We start from the raw sequence: 14,944 nt of genomic DNA, 5'->3' as shown, positions 1-14,944 counted from the left end.
AATATTGATTTGCTTATGGAAACAAAAAATGTAAACTTCTTAAGTATTGTACTTAAAAATGGACTTTTATTAGGGCTTGCTTCAGTAGCCTTTAATGTAGTGTTGTATGTAACTGACCTTTTGTACACTGATAGTACTTTGATGGGTATTCTTACCTGGTTGGTAGCTACAGCTATTTCTGTAGTTTTTATTATAATGGCTATAGAACAATACAAAAAAGCTAATGAAGGGTTTCTCTCTATAGGAGAAGCTATAAAAGTAGGGGTAGTAGTAGCTGTCATAGCAGGAGTGATAGGTGCTATTTATCAAGTGATATATACTACTATTATTGATCCTGATTATTATGAAAAGGTTGTAGAAGTTACAATGAAGAAAATGAGTGGGATAACTTCTAATTTTACCGAAGAACAGATGGAAGAGTTCCAAGATAAAATGTATGCCAGCAAACCTTCTATAGCTTCATCATTTTCTCTTTCTATAGTATTTTCAGCTATTGGAGGGCTTATTATCTCAGCTATTGTGGGAGCTGTAAAGAAAAAAGAACGTCCAATGTCTCTTTAAAAAGCAACAAAATAACTTAAATTAAACTTTGCTAAAATCTAAGGATTTTAGCAAAGTTTTTTTGTTTATAAAAAAGATAACTTCTTAGCTATTACTTGCTAATTACCAATTATTTTGTACCTTTGCAGCCTCTTTATGACATTATAATTATGGAAAAAATAAAGAAATTTAGACTTGATTTTATTGATGTAATCCGTGCCTTTGCTATTTGTATGATGTTACAAGGGCACTTTGTAAATGGACTTATTGCTGAACGTTATCGTGACGAAAACAATCTTATCTACTGGTTTTGGCACTATTGTACAGGTATTACAGCTCCTGTTTTCTTCACCGTCTCAGGATTTATCTTCACCTTTTTATTAGTGAAAGAAAGTGATATTACCAAAATAGGCTGGAATAATCCTCGTGTAATGAAGGGAATACGTCGTGGTTTATTGCTTATTGGTATTGCTTACTTCTTGCGTATGAGTTTCCAAAGTGTAGATGTACTGCACTGTATAGGTCTTTCGCTTCTGATGCTGATTACTACATACCTCATTTCATACAACAGAAAATCATGGGTGATGCCTACTATACTCATCACTACTACTATATTGGCTTTTACCTTTGAGCCTTTTTATAAAGAGTTTGCTTTTAGCTGGCTACCACTGCCTATTGCTAATTATTTCACAAAAGTACACGGTACTCTCTTTACGATATTTCCTTGGTATGGCTATGTATCATTTGGTGGCTTTATGGGATATCTATTTCAGCAAAATAAAAATCACCCTCACCTATACCGCAATGCTATTCTATTATTCTTAAGTGTGGGAGCATTCTTGTTATGGGGCTTTCACTTTATGATAGAACAACTGTTCTATATTAACCATTCTCCATTTTTTGAGCGACTAATGCAGGACTTTGTTTATTTGCGTTTAGGCAATGTGTTACTTGTGTTTGGATTTTTTGCCTTAATGCGCAATGTGATTACTTCGCAACTCATTAAAACTATTGGGCAAAATACCCTATCAATTTATGTGATACACTGCTTTATCATATATGGTAGTATCACTTCTTACGGACTTATACAGCACTTTGGCGGGCAACTAAAACCCTATCAATTATTTTTAGGAGCACCTACCTTTATAGCTGTATGTGTATGTTTGTCATTTATTTATAATCGTATAAAACCTGTTATCAAATCAGGTCTTGCTTTTGTATTAAAAGAAATAAGAGCATTCTTGATAGAAAGTTATCAATTTATTGTAAAACTATTAGAAAGGCTTGTAGCCTTATTTGTTAAGGAATGAAAAAACATCTAATTATTTTGGCTTCAGTTATGACATTGAATGGCTTACAGGCACAACAACCACTTACTCCTGAAAAACTATGGGAACTACATCGGGTGAGTGCTATAGCACTTACTCCCGATCAACAATATGTATTGGTGAGTGTGAGTACTCCAAATGTAAAGGAAAATACTTTTAACAAAGAATACTATAAATTAGCTGTAAAAGGAGGGGTACCTATACCTATAAGCAAAGAAGAGGTAGAAAAGTTCACTACTAAATACAATACTGATAAAAGCCTAAAGCTGACTCATAAGGAAGTAAAATTAAAGTCGGTTTTAGGGAAAGATTTCTATGCTGATTTAGATAAATCATCAGGGAAACTATATAGTAGCTTAGATCACCGCCATTGGGACACATGGAATGAAGGTAGTTACAATCACGTGATGATAGAAGATAGTAATGGTAATCAAACTGATATAATGGAAGGATTGCCCTATTACTGTCCGCAGTTACCTTTTGGAGGTGATGAGGATTATATATGGAGTCTCGACGGTAAAAAGGTACTTTATGTTACCAAAGCCAAAGTAGGCACTGATTATGTACTGAGCACTAATACTGACATCTATGAATACGACCTCGCTTCCAAAAAAACAACAAACCTTACCGAAGGAATGATGGGGTATGACACTAACCCTCAGTATAGTAAAGAGGGAGTATTGGCGTGGCTCAGTATGACACACGATGGGAATGAATCTGATAAGAATGACCTATATATACTAAAGAACGGCAAACGTATCAACCTTACTGCACAATGGGATAACACCATATTTAGTTACCGTTGGAGTAATGACGGTAAACAAATTTATTTAATAGCCCCTACTCAAGGTACTGAACAGCTATTTGTAGTAGATGTTTATAGTAAAAATACCAATCCAAGACAACTCACACAAGGCGTTTTTGATGTTAATAGTATAGTAGGACAAGCAGGCGATCAATTGGTTGTGATACGTACGGATATGAACCACGCAGCAGAACTATATACTATTAACTTAAAAGAGAAGAAAAAAGAATATCTATCTCTCACACAGCTCTCACACTTTAATGATGAACAATATAAGCAGATAGCTCAATGTCCTATAAAAGAACGTATCATCAAGACCACTGATGGCAAGGATATGCACGCTTGGGTGATTTACCCTCCAGACTTTGACCCTAATAAGAAGTACCCTACCCTACTCTACTGCCAAGGAGGTCCACAATCAATTGTAAGTCAGTTTTACAGTTTTCGTTGGAACTTTCAACTAATGACATCACAAGGTTATATAGTGATAGCCCCTAACAGACGTGGTTTGCCAGGGTTTGGAGTAGAATGGAATGCACAAATCAGTGGTGATTGGGGCGGACAGCCGATGCGTGATTACCTATCGGCTATTGATGATATTGCTAAAGAACCTTATGTAGATAAAGATAGATTAGGAGCTGTAGGGGCAAGTTATGGTGGATATTCAATCTACTATTTAGCAGGTATTCATCAAAAACGCTTTAAGACATTTATTGCCCATTGTGGGGTTTTCAATTTAGAAAGTATGTATGGCACTACTGAAGAGCTTTTCTTTAACAATAATGAAATAGGAGGAGCTTATTGGGAAGAGCGTAATGCGGTAGCTCAAAAATCATATAAGGAGTTTAACCCTATAAAGAAAATTAATAATTGGGATACTCCCATACTAATTATTCACGGAGGTAAAGATTACCGAGTACCTGAAGAACAAGGATTCCAAGCCTTTACTGCCGCACAATTAAAAGGCATTAGAAGTGAGTTACTTTATTTTCCTGATGAAAACCACTGGGTATTACAACCTCAAAACGGACTGCTATGGCAGCGAACTTTCTTCAAATGGTTGAAAGAAACACTATAACACAATAGAACAACTAATAGAAAAGCTGATTAAGAAATAAATCTTAGTCAGCTTTTTATTCATTAGTAAATTAGTAACTTAAATTAACTTGTTATCTTATTCTTTAAAACACATCACCTTCTTTCAGTTTTTCAGCGTTTTCAGCAAGTTGTAATTCATCAATGAGGCGTTGTACATCTCCATTGATGACATTCTGTAAATCATAGAGAGTAAGCCCGATACGGTGGTCAGTTACGCGACCTTGAGGATAATTGTAAGTGCGTATTTTAGCTGAACGGTCACCACTGGATACCATTGACTTACGACGAGCAGAATCAGCTTCCATTTTTTTAGCAAGTTCTAATTCGTAGAGGCGAGAACGCAATACTTTTAATGCTTTTTCAAGGTTTTTGTGTTGAGATTTTTCATCTTGGCAACGTACCTCTATACCTGTAGGAATATGCTGGAGTTGAATAGCAGAATAAGTAGTATTCACCGATTGTCCACCAGGTCCTGTAGAGGTTGTACGAATAATATTCACATCTGCCATATTGAGTTCTACATCAAACTCTTCAGCCTCTGGCAATACCATCACAGTAGCCGCCGAAGTGTGTACACGCCCTTGTGTTTCAGTTTGAGGAACACGCTGTACACGGTGTACTCCTGCTTCAAACTTTAAAGTACCATATACATTGTCACCAGTAACTTCAAAAATAATTTCTTTGTAGCCCCCTGCTGTTCCTTCATTGAAATCCATTACCGATGTACTCCATCCTTTGCTTTGGCAATATTTAGTATACATACGATAAAGGTCGCCAGCAAAAATAGAAGCCTCATCTCCACCTGTGCCAGCACGTATTTCCATTACAGCATTCTTCGCATCTTCAGGGTCTTTAGGAATCAACATATATTTGATCTCTTCCTCTAATTGAGGTAAGCGTTCTTTACTTTCATCTAATTGCAGTTTAGCCATTTCCACCATTTCAGCATCACTACCATCAGCAATAATTTCTTCGGCTTCAGTGAGATTACCAATTACATTGATGTACTCTTCTCGCTTGTCCATCAACTCTTTTAAGTCCTTATATTCCTTATTAAGTTGAATGTAACGTTTTTGGTCGGCTATCACATCAGGTTGGATAATCAAATCCGATACCTCATCAAAGCGTTGTTTAACAATGTTTAATTTATCGAGCATTTTTATTCTAATAATCTTTTTGAGGGCGCAAAGGTAACAATTAATTAGCTAATTAGCAAATTGCAGAATTATCGCTATAAAAAAACTCTTAAAAAAATTTTAATATTTAGAAAATAAAATATACCTTTGTAGCGTTTTTTAAAAGAAGATTATTTTAACTAATACAAACAAAATGAATTATAGAATTGAAAAAGACACTTTGGGTGAAGTGAAGGTGCCTGCCGATAAATATTGGGGAGCACAAACAGAACGTTCACGTAACAACTTCAAAATCGGTACACCTGCTTCTATGCCGATTGAAATTATCCGCGGCTTTGCCTATCTTAAAAAAGCTGCTGCATACGCTAACTTCGATTTAGGCGTACTTTCTGCCGAAAAACGCGATGCTATTGCTCAAGTTTGTGACGAGATTCTCGAAGGCAAACTTGATGACCAATTTCCATTGGTGATTTGGCAAACTGGATCAGGTACTCAATCTAATATGAATGTGAATGAGGTAATTGCCAATCGTGCTCAAGTGTTAGCTGGTAAACAAATAGGAGAAGGAGACCCCGTATTAAAGGCTAATGATGATGTGAATAAATCACAATCTTCTAACGATACTTTCCCTACAGGTATGCACATTGCTTGCTACAAAATGGTAGTTGAAAAAACTATTCCTGGGGTTCAAAAACTACGCGATACCCTTGCCGCTAAAGCTGAAGCCTTTAAAGATGTTGTAAAGATAGGTCGTACACACCTTATGGATGCTACACCACTTACTTTAGGACAAGAGCTTTCAGGCTATGTAGCTCAGCTTGATCATGCTATTCGTGCTATCAAAAATACTTTAGCACACCTCTCAGAACTCGCTTTAGGTGGAACTGCTGTAGGTACAGGGCTCAACACTCCTAAAGGTTATGATGTGAAAGTAGCTGAGTATATTGCTAAATTCACCGGTCTACCTTTTGTAACTGCTCCTAACAAATTTGAAGCTTTAGCTTCTCACGACGCCATTGTAGAAAGCCATGGTGCCCTCAAGCAATTAGCTGTATCATTAAACAAGATTGCAAACGACATTCGTATGATGGCTTCAGGACCTCGTTCTGGTATTGGTGAAATTCTCATCCCTGCTAACGAACCAGGTAGTTCTATTATGCCAGGTAAAGTGAATCCTACCCAATGTGAAGCGATGACAATGGTTGCAGCACAAGTAATGGGTAACGATGTAGCTATTTCAGTAGGTGGTACTCAAGGTCATTACGAATTGAATGTATTTAAACCATTAATGGCTTCTAACTTCCTTAAATCAGCTGAGTTGTTAGGTGATGTTTGTGTATCATTTGAAGAACATTGCGCAAGTGGTATTGAACCTAATTACAAGCGTATTAAAGAATTAGTAGACAACTCATTGATGCTTGTCACAGCTCTTAATACTAAAATAGGTTATTATAAAGCTGCCGAAATTGCTCAAACAGCGCACCGCAATGGTACTACCCTCAAAGAAGAAGCTGTACGTCTTGGCTATGTTACTCCTGAGGACTTTGATAAATGGGTACGTCCTGAAGATATGGTAGGAAGCCTTAAATAATTAATAAGTAATAACTTATATAACAAATAAAGGGTATCTGGAAACAACTTTTTAGATACCCTTTTCTTTTAATACACATCTTAAAACTATATTTTTATGCTAAAAAGAAATCTATTTTTATGGCTGTTTACTATAGCCATATCGTTTGGGGCTACTGCTCAAAACTATGAGTGGAAAGAAGCCCAAAGTGGCGGGTATACTTACAAGTATGTAACCCACGACCCCACCAATGCAAGGTTCTATACCTTGAAAAATGGACTTACAGTCATCTTAAGTCCTACTAATAAAGAACCTCGCATTCAGTGTTATGTAGCAGTGAAAGCAGGTAGTAAAACCGACCCTGCTACCAATACAGGGTTGGCTCACTACTTAGAGCACTTGCTCTTCAAAGGTACTGACAAATATGGTTCTCTTGATTGGAACAAAGAAAAGGTACAATTAGACAAAATTGATGCCCTTTATGAAGAGTACAATCACACCAAAGACCCTGCTAAACGTAAGGCTATTTATAAGAAAATTGATTCAGTATCGGGGGTAGCTAGCAAGTATGCAATTGCTAATGAGTACGACAAGATGATGACTGCTATGGGAGCACAAGGTACTAATGCGTTTACTTCTTTTGAGAAAACTGTTTATACTGATGATGTACCAGCAAATGCTATCAATAAGTATATTGCTGTACAAGCTGAACGTTTTCGCAATCCTGTGCTTCGTATTTTCCATACCGAATTAGAAGCTGTATATGAAGAAAAAAATCGCTCTTTGGATAGCGATAATAGTGAAGTATTTGAAACTCTCTTCTCTGAGTTGTTCAAAAAACACAATTATGGCTTGCAAACTACTATTGGTACGGTAGAACATTTAAAAAATCCATCATTAAAAGAAATTCGCAAGTACTTCCAAACCTATTATGTACCTAATAATATGGCAGTAATATTGGCTGGTGATTTCAATCCTGATAAAGCTATTGCCGAAATTGATAAGGCTTTTAGCTATATGCAACCTAAACCTGTACCTCAATATACTTTTGAGAAAGAAGCGCCTATCACTGCCCCTATCATCAAAAAAGTAGTAGGTCCTGATGCTGAAAGTGTTTCTATAGCATTCCGTTTGCCAGGTAACCAAGATAAAGATGCTCTATTAGCTGATTTAGTAGGTGAAATCCTTACCAATGGCAATGCTGGGCTCATCGATTTGAATCTTGTAAAGAAACAAAAATTACTAAAAGCTAGTGCCTTTGCTTATACACTTATAGATTATGGAGTACTATATCTATCAGGAGCTCCTTTACAAGGACAGTCGTTAGAACAAGTAAAAGATCTTATGTTAGGGCAAATAGAAAACCTTAAAAAAGGTAATTTTGATGACGATCTTATTCCTTCTATTATCAACAATTTGAAAAAACAAACGATTCAAGCAACTGAATCTTATAGTAATCGCGCTAATATGTTGATGGCAGCTTTTACTGATAATCTCAACTGGAAAGACCAAGTAGCTTATGTAAATAATCTTTCTAAACTTACTAAAGCCGATATTGTCGCTTTTGCTAATAAATACTTAGGTAATAACTATGTGGCTATTTATAAAGAAAAAGGACAACGCACCAATGTAGAAAAAATTGAAAAACCTACTATTACTCCTGTTGAAACTAATGCCGATAAACAATCAGCTTTTGTGAAAATGATCAACGAGATGCCAAGTACTCCAGTAGCTCCTGTATTCTTAAATTACAGTAAAGATTTACAAAAAGGTAAATTAGGTAATGCCGAAGTATTGTATGTACAAAACAAAGATAATGAGTTGTATCGTTTGAGTTTCCGCTACAAAATAGGTTCAGCTAATGATTTGAAAATGCCTATAGCAGCCCAATACATCCAATTTTTAGGAACTGATAAGAAATCAGCTGAACAAATTTCAAAAGAATTTTATAAGATAGCATCCAGCTTCCAAATTTCTACAGAAGAAGAATATACTTATGTATCAATAGAAGGTTTACAAGAGAATTTTGAAGCTGCTGTTAAACTTTACGAAGATTTAGTTCTCAATGCTCAACCAGATGAACAAGTATTACAAGCACTTAAAGCACGTGTTGCTAAATCACGTGTAGATGTAAAAGCTAATCGTGGGGCTATTATGCAAGCACTTACTAATTATGCTCTTTATGGTTCTAAAAATAAGGTGAACAATGTACTTTCTAATGCCGAAATTAATGCGATTAGTGCAAAGGAATTGGTAGATAGAGTTAAAAATTTGAATAATGTAGAGCAAACCGTTATTTATTATGGACCTGCTACACTTTCAGAACTTACAACTAAACTAAAACCTTTACATAAAGTACCTACTAAGTTTGCTAAAGTAGCTCCTAAAAAAGAGTTTAAACAAGTAGAACAGACTAAAAACCAAGTACTTTTTACTGATTATGAAATGGTACAAGCTGAAACACGCTGGGTGCGCAATACTGTTCCTTTCAACCCTGCTGAAAGTACTGTAATTAGTGCATTCAATAACTATTTTGGTGGAGGTATGGGGTCTTTGGTATTCCAAACCATTCGCGAAAGTAAAGCGTTAGCATATAGTACTTATGGTTATTATGCTTCACCAAGAAAGAAAACTGATAAATACTATGTGCTTGCCTATGTAGGTTCGCAAGCTGACAAATTTAAAGAAGCTGTAGAAGCTATGAATGAACTGCTCAATACAATGCCTGAATTACCAGCTAATCTCGAATTAGCCAAGTTACAAATCAAACAAGAAATAGAAACTGAGCGTATTACTCAAGATGGTATCATTTATAGTTATTTAGCCGCAAAAGAATTAGGACTTAAGGATGATATACGCAAGCAAGTATATCAAAATATAGATGGTATTACAATGAAAGAGATAAAAACTTTCCACGATAAATACCTTTCTAAAAAACCTTATACTTATGTAATTTTAGCTTCTGAAAAGAAACTTTCAAAAGATGAACTTCAAAAAATAGGAGATTTCAAAAAACTCTCTTTAGAAGAACTCTTCGGATACTAAAAATAAAAACGAGGCTCATCAAAAAAGGTGAGCCTCATTTTTTTTGTTATTTTCTTCAGTTTTTACTTTTTCATAGCTTCTTTGATATGAGCTACTTCAGCTCCTATATCACCTGCTCCTACAGCTAATAATAATTGAGGACGTTTCTTGAGTAGAAGAGGAATAAGTTCAGTTTTGCTTACTAAAGTTTTTTTAGAAGTAGTTATTTTCTCTAATAAAACTTGTGAAGTAATTCCCTCTATAGGTAATTCACGTGCAGGATAGATATCTAATAGTATCACTTCATCAAATTGTGATAGACTTTTTGCAAAATCATTCATAAAATCACGTGTACGAGTGAAAAGGTGAGGTTGAAAAACAATAGTTTTAGGAGTATTAGGATACATTTCGGCTACTGCTTGATATAGCGCATTAATTTCAGAAGGGTGATGGGCATAATCATCAATGAAAACAAAGTCTTTTTCTTTAATGATATATGAAAAACGACGTTTTACCCCTTTAAAAGTAGCTAAGTGAGGCAACAATTTTTCAGGAGCAATTCCTGCTTTTACAGCCATAGCAATAGCTGCCAAAGCATTGAGTAAGTTGTGTCGTCCTGGTTTCATAAAGGTAATATCTTTATAAATACCTCCTGCATATTTGAAATCAAAATGATAAATACCATCTACAATATGAATGTTTTGGAAACTGTAATCAGAATTATCTTCTAAACCATACGTTTCACCAGCTATATTTAGTCCATTGCGCACAATGAGACTGCCTCCTGGTTTAATTTTTCCAGCAAACTCGTGAAATCCTTCTATAAGATGTTGCTCATCACCATAAATATCGAGGTGATCAGCGTCCATAGAGGTAATACAAGCAATGTTAGGTGAAAGTCGCAAAAATGAACGGTCAAACTCATCGGCTTCAACTACTGTATATTCACTACCTTTGAGTACCAAATTACTATTGAAATTTTCGGCTATACCTCCTAAAAAAGCACTTACCGAAGCTCCACTTTCTACCATAATATGGGCTAAAATACTTGATGTTGTAGTTTTACCGTGAGTACCTGCAACAGCTAAACAAAAGGAGTTTTTAGTAATGAAGCCTAACACTTCTGATCGTTTTACTACTTGATAGCCATTTTCTTGAAAAAAAACTAACTCTTTATGATCTTTAGGAACAGCAGGGGTATATACCACTAAAGTAGTTTCTACATTTTTAAATGAATTAGGAATAGCATCTAACTCATCGGTAAAGTGTACTTTTATACCTTCTTTTTCTAGCATTTCAGTAATATCGGTAGGGGTACGATCGTAGCCAGCTACCACTTTACCATTGGCATTGAAATAACGTGCAAGGGCAGACATTCCTATGCCTCCAATACCTATAAAATAAACATTTGTTATTGGTTGTAAATTCATAATTTCTTTGTTTCTAATAATTTACCATTTTTATAAGTGCTCACAGTGCTTTCTTTTATACTGCGATCTTCACATATTTTTTGAGAAATTACCCCTTTTTCATATAACTCTTTGCAGTTACCTTTTTCAGTAACATACCATTTTTCAGTTATTTTTCCTTCAGGGTCATATTTGGTAGTAGTTTTACTATTTATTTGTTCGAGTTTGAGTTTGCCATTTTGATAATATTCTTTGGTAGTATTTTTAATAGTATTTACTTCTTTACTGGGGTTGCCATTCTTGTGATAATTAGTTACTATTTGGTCAGCGCCTTCTTTTAAATTAGTGTATATTTCTATTTTTTGAGCAATATTTCCAGCGTGGTCATACACCAATCCTTCTATAGTATTACCTTTGAAGATATTTTTTTTGCGTAATCTTCCTTCAGGAGTAAAAATATGAATTTCAGCAAGTTTTCCATTGTTAAAAATATAAGTAGAAGGAATGTTACGCTTTTTATTTACAAATTTACCTTCACCTACTAATTGACCACTATTACCTATTTCAAACTCGAAATGTTGTTCGTTGTTATCAATGATGTAAGTACCTTTTTGTAAAGCTATCTTTCTCGTGATAAATGCCTGACGTATCATATCAGCATTGATAGCAGCTGAGTTACCTGATTTGAGATTGCGTTGTAATTGTTGGTATACTTCATAGTTTGTATATTCTTTGATTTCTACAATACCTTTTTTGAAATCATCACTTTTAGTATCTATAAATACAGAGGGTTTTAAGGTAGTTTGTGCTATAGAAAACACTCCTCCTCCTAAGAGAGCTATAAAGGTTAAAAATTTAGTCATCTGTTATTTATTATTAAATCTACAATTTCTTTGGTTGCATTGGGTTGAGCTAGCGCTTTAATATGAGACGAAAGATTTTGCTGTTGAGTTTCATCAGTTATCAAGCTGCTAAAAGTATCTGCAAATTTACTATCTAATTCATTTTCTTTTATTAAAATAGCAGCTTGTTTATCAGCTATAGCACGTGCATTTTTAGTTTGATGATCTTCGGCTACATTAGGTGAGGGAATAAATATTACTGGTTTGCCTACTACACATAATTCACTTACAGAACTTGCACCTGCTCGCGAAATAATTACATCGGCAACGGCATAAGCTTGTTCCATACGATCAATAAAAGCTAAAACGTGTACTTGTGAACTATTATACTTTTTGTATTCTTCATAGTAAAGTTTGCCACATTGCCATAGCACTTGTACCCCTAATTTTTCAAATAAAGGCAACTGAGCTTCCACTAACTGATTGATACGTCGTGCTCCTAAACTTCCTCCTAATATCAAAAGTGTTTTTTGATGAGGATTAAGTTGAAAATACGATAAACCTTCTTCGCGATGTTGCTCTATATTTAATAAACCTCCACGAATAGGATTACCCGTTTTTACGATTTTCTCTTTTGGAAAGAAAACTTCCATACCATCATAAGCAACACATATTTTCTTTGCCTTTTGGGCAAGCATCTTGTTGGTAATGCCAGCATAGGAATTTTGTTCTTGAATAAAAGTAGGGATTCCCATTTGTCCTGCTACTTTCACTACAGCTCCACTAGCAAACCCTCCTGTACCTATGACGGCATCAGGCTTAAAACGATTGATGATTTGTCGGGATTTCCATAGACTATGGATAAACTTTAGTGGAAAAATCAAATTTTGCCAAGTGAGCTTGCGTTGAATTCCTGAAATCCACAAGCCTTCAATAGGATAACCAGCTTGAGGTACCTTTTGCATTTCCATACGATCTTTAGCCCCTACAAAAAGTATTTCGGCTTCAGGTAAACGTTTTTTTATTTCATCGGCAATAGCGATGGCAGGGAATATATGTCCGCCAGTACCACCTCCTGAGATAATAAATTTTTTCATAGAATTTAGTTATTTAGTTTTTAGTTCAATAACTGTGATTTCAGGCCATACTCCTAAACGACCAGGGAAAGCGTGATAACCAAAACCTCTATTTACATTCAGGTATTTACCATCCTCCTCATACATTCCTCCCCAATATTTGTAAATATATTGTGAAGGGCTCCATTTTAGCCACCCAGGTATTTCAATACCACATTGCATCCCGTGTGTATGACCACTGAGAGTAAGTTGAACATCTTTATTTTCAGGTAATACAACCTCTTGCCAATGAGTTGGGTCGTGACTCATTAATATTTTAAAATCTTCGGTATTTACACCTTCCATAGCCTTATTCAAATCGCCATATTTAGAAAATCGACCGTGTCCCCAGTTTTCTACCCCTATTAAAGCTATTTTTTCGCCATTACGTTCTAAATAACAATGTTCGTTAAGCAATAGTTGCCATCCCATTTGTTTTTGTAATTGGAATAAATGCTCTAAATTTTGTTGTTTAGCTTCAGGAGTTTCCCAAGAGGAATAATCACCATAGTCGTGGTTACCCATAATAGAAAATACTCCATCAGGTGCTTGGAGAGTAGCAAAAAGTGATTTCCAATTGTGTACCTCATTTGCTAAATTATTTACCAAATCGCCTGTAAAAAGGATTACATCGCTTTTTTGTGAGTTGATAAGCTCTACTCCATAGCGTATTTTCTCATAGTTGTCAAAGCTACCACAATGAATATCAGATATTTGAGTAATGCGATAGCCATCAAATGCTTTAGGGAGATTATCGAAATACAATGTGTATTTCCAAACTTTATAGTTATATTTTCCTTTGAAAATACTATAGAGGATAGAAGCAAAAGGAATAGCTGCCAATCCCCAACCTAAAGTACTTACAAACTTACGACGAGAAGGAATACGCGGTGCATTAGTAGGTTTGCGAAATATAGCTTTTATAAGTCGTGTAATATCTTCTAATAACAAAGGAAGAGTTACAAACAAACAGATAATAAGCCACGTAAGTAGCCCTGCAATAGCATATTGTTGAGGGGCACTCCATACAACTTTTCCTCTACAGAACCAATGGTACAACAAGTGAATTACCACTCCTATTGTGATGAGCCAAAATAGCCATTCTACCCAACGGGGAACTTTGAGGGTTTTTAAACTTCTACTTGCATAAAATATTAGTAGAAAATAAATTATAAAAATACCAATAAGAATTATATAAACCATATTCATTTGTCAATTTACCAATTTGCTAATTGACAACAAACTGGCTAATTATTCATAATTTTTTTGATGTTTTCAACATTAGAAATAGGGCGTTTTGTTTCGTCTAAAAACGCCTCTGTTTTAAATGAGAAAGGCAAAGATGTACCTAAATCCTCAAAAACTGTACCTGAAAAGTGCACTTGGATAAAACCAGCAGCTTTTATCTGTATAATGCTCTGTGGATTGATACCTCCCCCAGGCATAATTGTAGGTTGACCTGCAGCTATGCGGTTGAGTTCTTTAAGCAGTTCTAATCCTTCAATAGCTGATTTTTTACCCCCTGAGGTAAGAATACGTTCAACTCCCAAACGTTTAAGGGTTTTAATTGCAGCAATGGGATCGGGGGCACAATCAAAAGCACGATGATAGATAAATTCCATAGTACCTGCAGCTTCTTTGAGGCGTGCAGTACGTTCTTCATCAATTGTGTTATCGCGATGTAACACTCCTGTTACTACTCCTTGGCAACCTAATTCACGACAGAGATTGATGTCGCGTAACATCACATCAAACTCCTCATCGGTATAAGTAAAATTACCACTACGAGGACGTATCAGTACACAGTTACCGATAGAGAGTTCATCCATTACTTTTTTAATTAATCCATAGCTGGGGGTTACCCCTCCTACACCTAATTCGCTACACAACTCTATACGGGTAGCACCTGATATTTCAGCATTTTTAGCCGACTCAAAAGAGCTGGCACATATTTCATAAATCATAGTCTTTGTTAATTTAGAGCGCAAATGTACAAAACAATTGATAATTAGCAATGAAGAATGAGTAATTAATATAAAAATATCCGAGAAAAGTATTATACTTCCTCCGATATTTA

General features: G+C 35.4%; 11 protein-coding genes. 5 read left to right on the top strand and 6 right to left on the bottom strand.

The annotated features are described in order from the left end of the window. Positions 1-15 precede the first annotated feature (15 nt). The 3 genes from CGC57_RS00585 (at position 16) to CGC57_RS00575 (ending at position 3,751) form a co-directional block, all read left to right on the top strand. Positions 16-561, top strand: a complete 546-nt coding sequence (locus CGC57_RS00585; RefSeq protein WP_232034007.1) for a DUF4199 domain-containing protein — start codon at positions 16-18, stop codon at positions 559-561. Positions 562-710: 149 nt separating this feature from the next. Continuing rightward, positions 711-1,850 carry a heparan-alpha-glucosaminide N-acetyltransferase domain-containing protein gene (locus CGC57_RS00580; RefSeq protein WP_095897555.1) on the top strand — a complete coding sequence of 380 codons (1,140 nt, stop codon included), beginning with the start codon at positions 711-713 and terminating at the stop codon, positions 1,848-1,850. After that, positions 1,847-3,751 (top strand): S9 family peptidase, encoded by a 1,905-nt coding sequence (locus CGC57_RS00575; protein WP_095897554.1) that lies wholly within the window; start codon positions 1,847-1,849, stop codon positions 3,749-3,751. Before CGC57_RS00580 ends, CGC57_RS00575 begins: the two co-directional genes overlap by 4 nt. Before the next feature lie 103 nt (positions 3,752-3,854). Here CGC57_RS00575 and prfA read toward each other — a convergent pair whose 3' ends face one another. Then, positions 3,855-4,928 (bottom strand): peptide chain release factor 1, encoded by a 1,074-nt coding sequence (prfA, locus tag CGC57_RS00570; protein WP_095897553.1) that lies wholly within the window; start codon positions 4,926-4,928, stop codon positions 3,855-3,857. 172 nt (positions 4,929-5,100) lie between these two features. Between prfA and fumC the strand changes: the two genes are divergently transcribed. Together fumC and CGC57_RS00560 are read left to right on the top strand one after the other, a co-directional pair. Beyond that, positions 5,101-6,498 (top strand): class II fumarate hydratase, encoded by a 1,398-nt coding sequence (gene fumC / locus CGC57_RS00565; RefSeq protein WP_095897552.1) that lies wholly within the window; start codon positions 5,101-5,103, stop codon positions 6,496-6,498. Between the two features lie 96 nt (positions 6,499-6,594). Continuing rightward, a complete protein-coding gene (locus CGC57_RS00560) occupies positions 6,595-9,522 on the top strand; it encodes a M16 family metallopeptidase (protein ID WP_095897551.1) in 2,928 nt (975 codons plus the stop codon). 62 nt (positions 9,523-9,584) lie between these two features. Here the strand turns inward: CGC57_RS00560 and murC are convergent, their stop codons facing one another. From murC to CGC57_RS00535, 5 genes are read right to left on the bottom strand one after another with little or no spacing between them, the layout of a single operon-like run. Next, entirely contained in the window at positions 9,585-10,931 is a 1,347-nt protein-coding gene (murC, locus tag CGC57_RS00555) for a UDP-N-acetylmuramate--L-alanine ligase (RefSeq protein WP_095897550.1), read from the bottom strand. After that, a complete protein-coding gene (locus CGC57_RS00550) occupies positions 10,928-11,773 on the bottom strand; it encodes a hypothetical protein (protein WP_095897549.1) in 846 nt (281 codons plus the stop codon). Before CGC57_RS00550 ends, murC begins: the two co-directional genes overlap by 4 nt. Then, the gene (gene murG / locus CGC57_RS00545; protein ID WP_095897548.1) at positions 11,770-12,849 is read right to left on the bottom strand and encodes an undecaprenyldiphospho-muramoylpentapeptide beta-N-acetylglucosaminyltransferase; all 1,080 of its coding nucleotides are present in this window, start codon (positions 12,847-12,849) and stop codon (positions 11,770-11,772) included. Before murG ends, CGC57_RS00550 begins: the two co-directional genes overlap by 4 nt. Positions 12,850-12,858: 9 nt before the next feature. Beyond that, on the bottom strand, positions 12,859-14,070 hold the full coding sequence (locus CGC57_RS00540) for a metallophosphoesterase (protein ID WP_095899433.1): 1,212 nt from the start codon (positions 14,068-14,070) through the stop codon (positions 12,859-12,861). Between the two features lie 44 nt (positions 14,071-14,114). Continuing rightward, positions 14,115-14,831, bottom strand: coding sequence for a copper homeostasis protein CutC (locus CGC57_RS00535; protein ID WP_095897547.1), 717 nt, complete (start codon positions 14,829-14,831; stop codon positions 14,115-14,117). Between the last annotated feature and the right edge of the window lie 113 nt (positions 14,832-14,944).

Origin of the sequence: Capnocytophaga sputigena (genome assembly GCF_002302495.1) — a bacterium.
Classification (GTDB): Bacteria; Bacteroidota; Bacteroidia; order Flavobacteriales; family Flavobacteriaceae; genus Capnocytophaga; species Capnocytophaga sputigena.
This window is presented reverse-complemented; position numbering and strand designations above follow the sequence as displayed.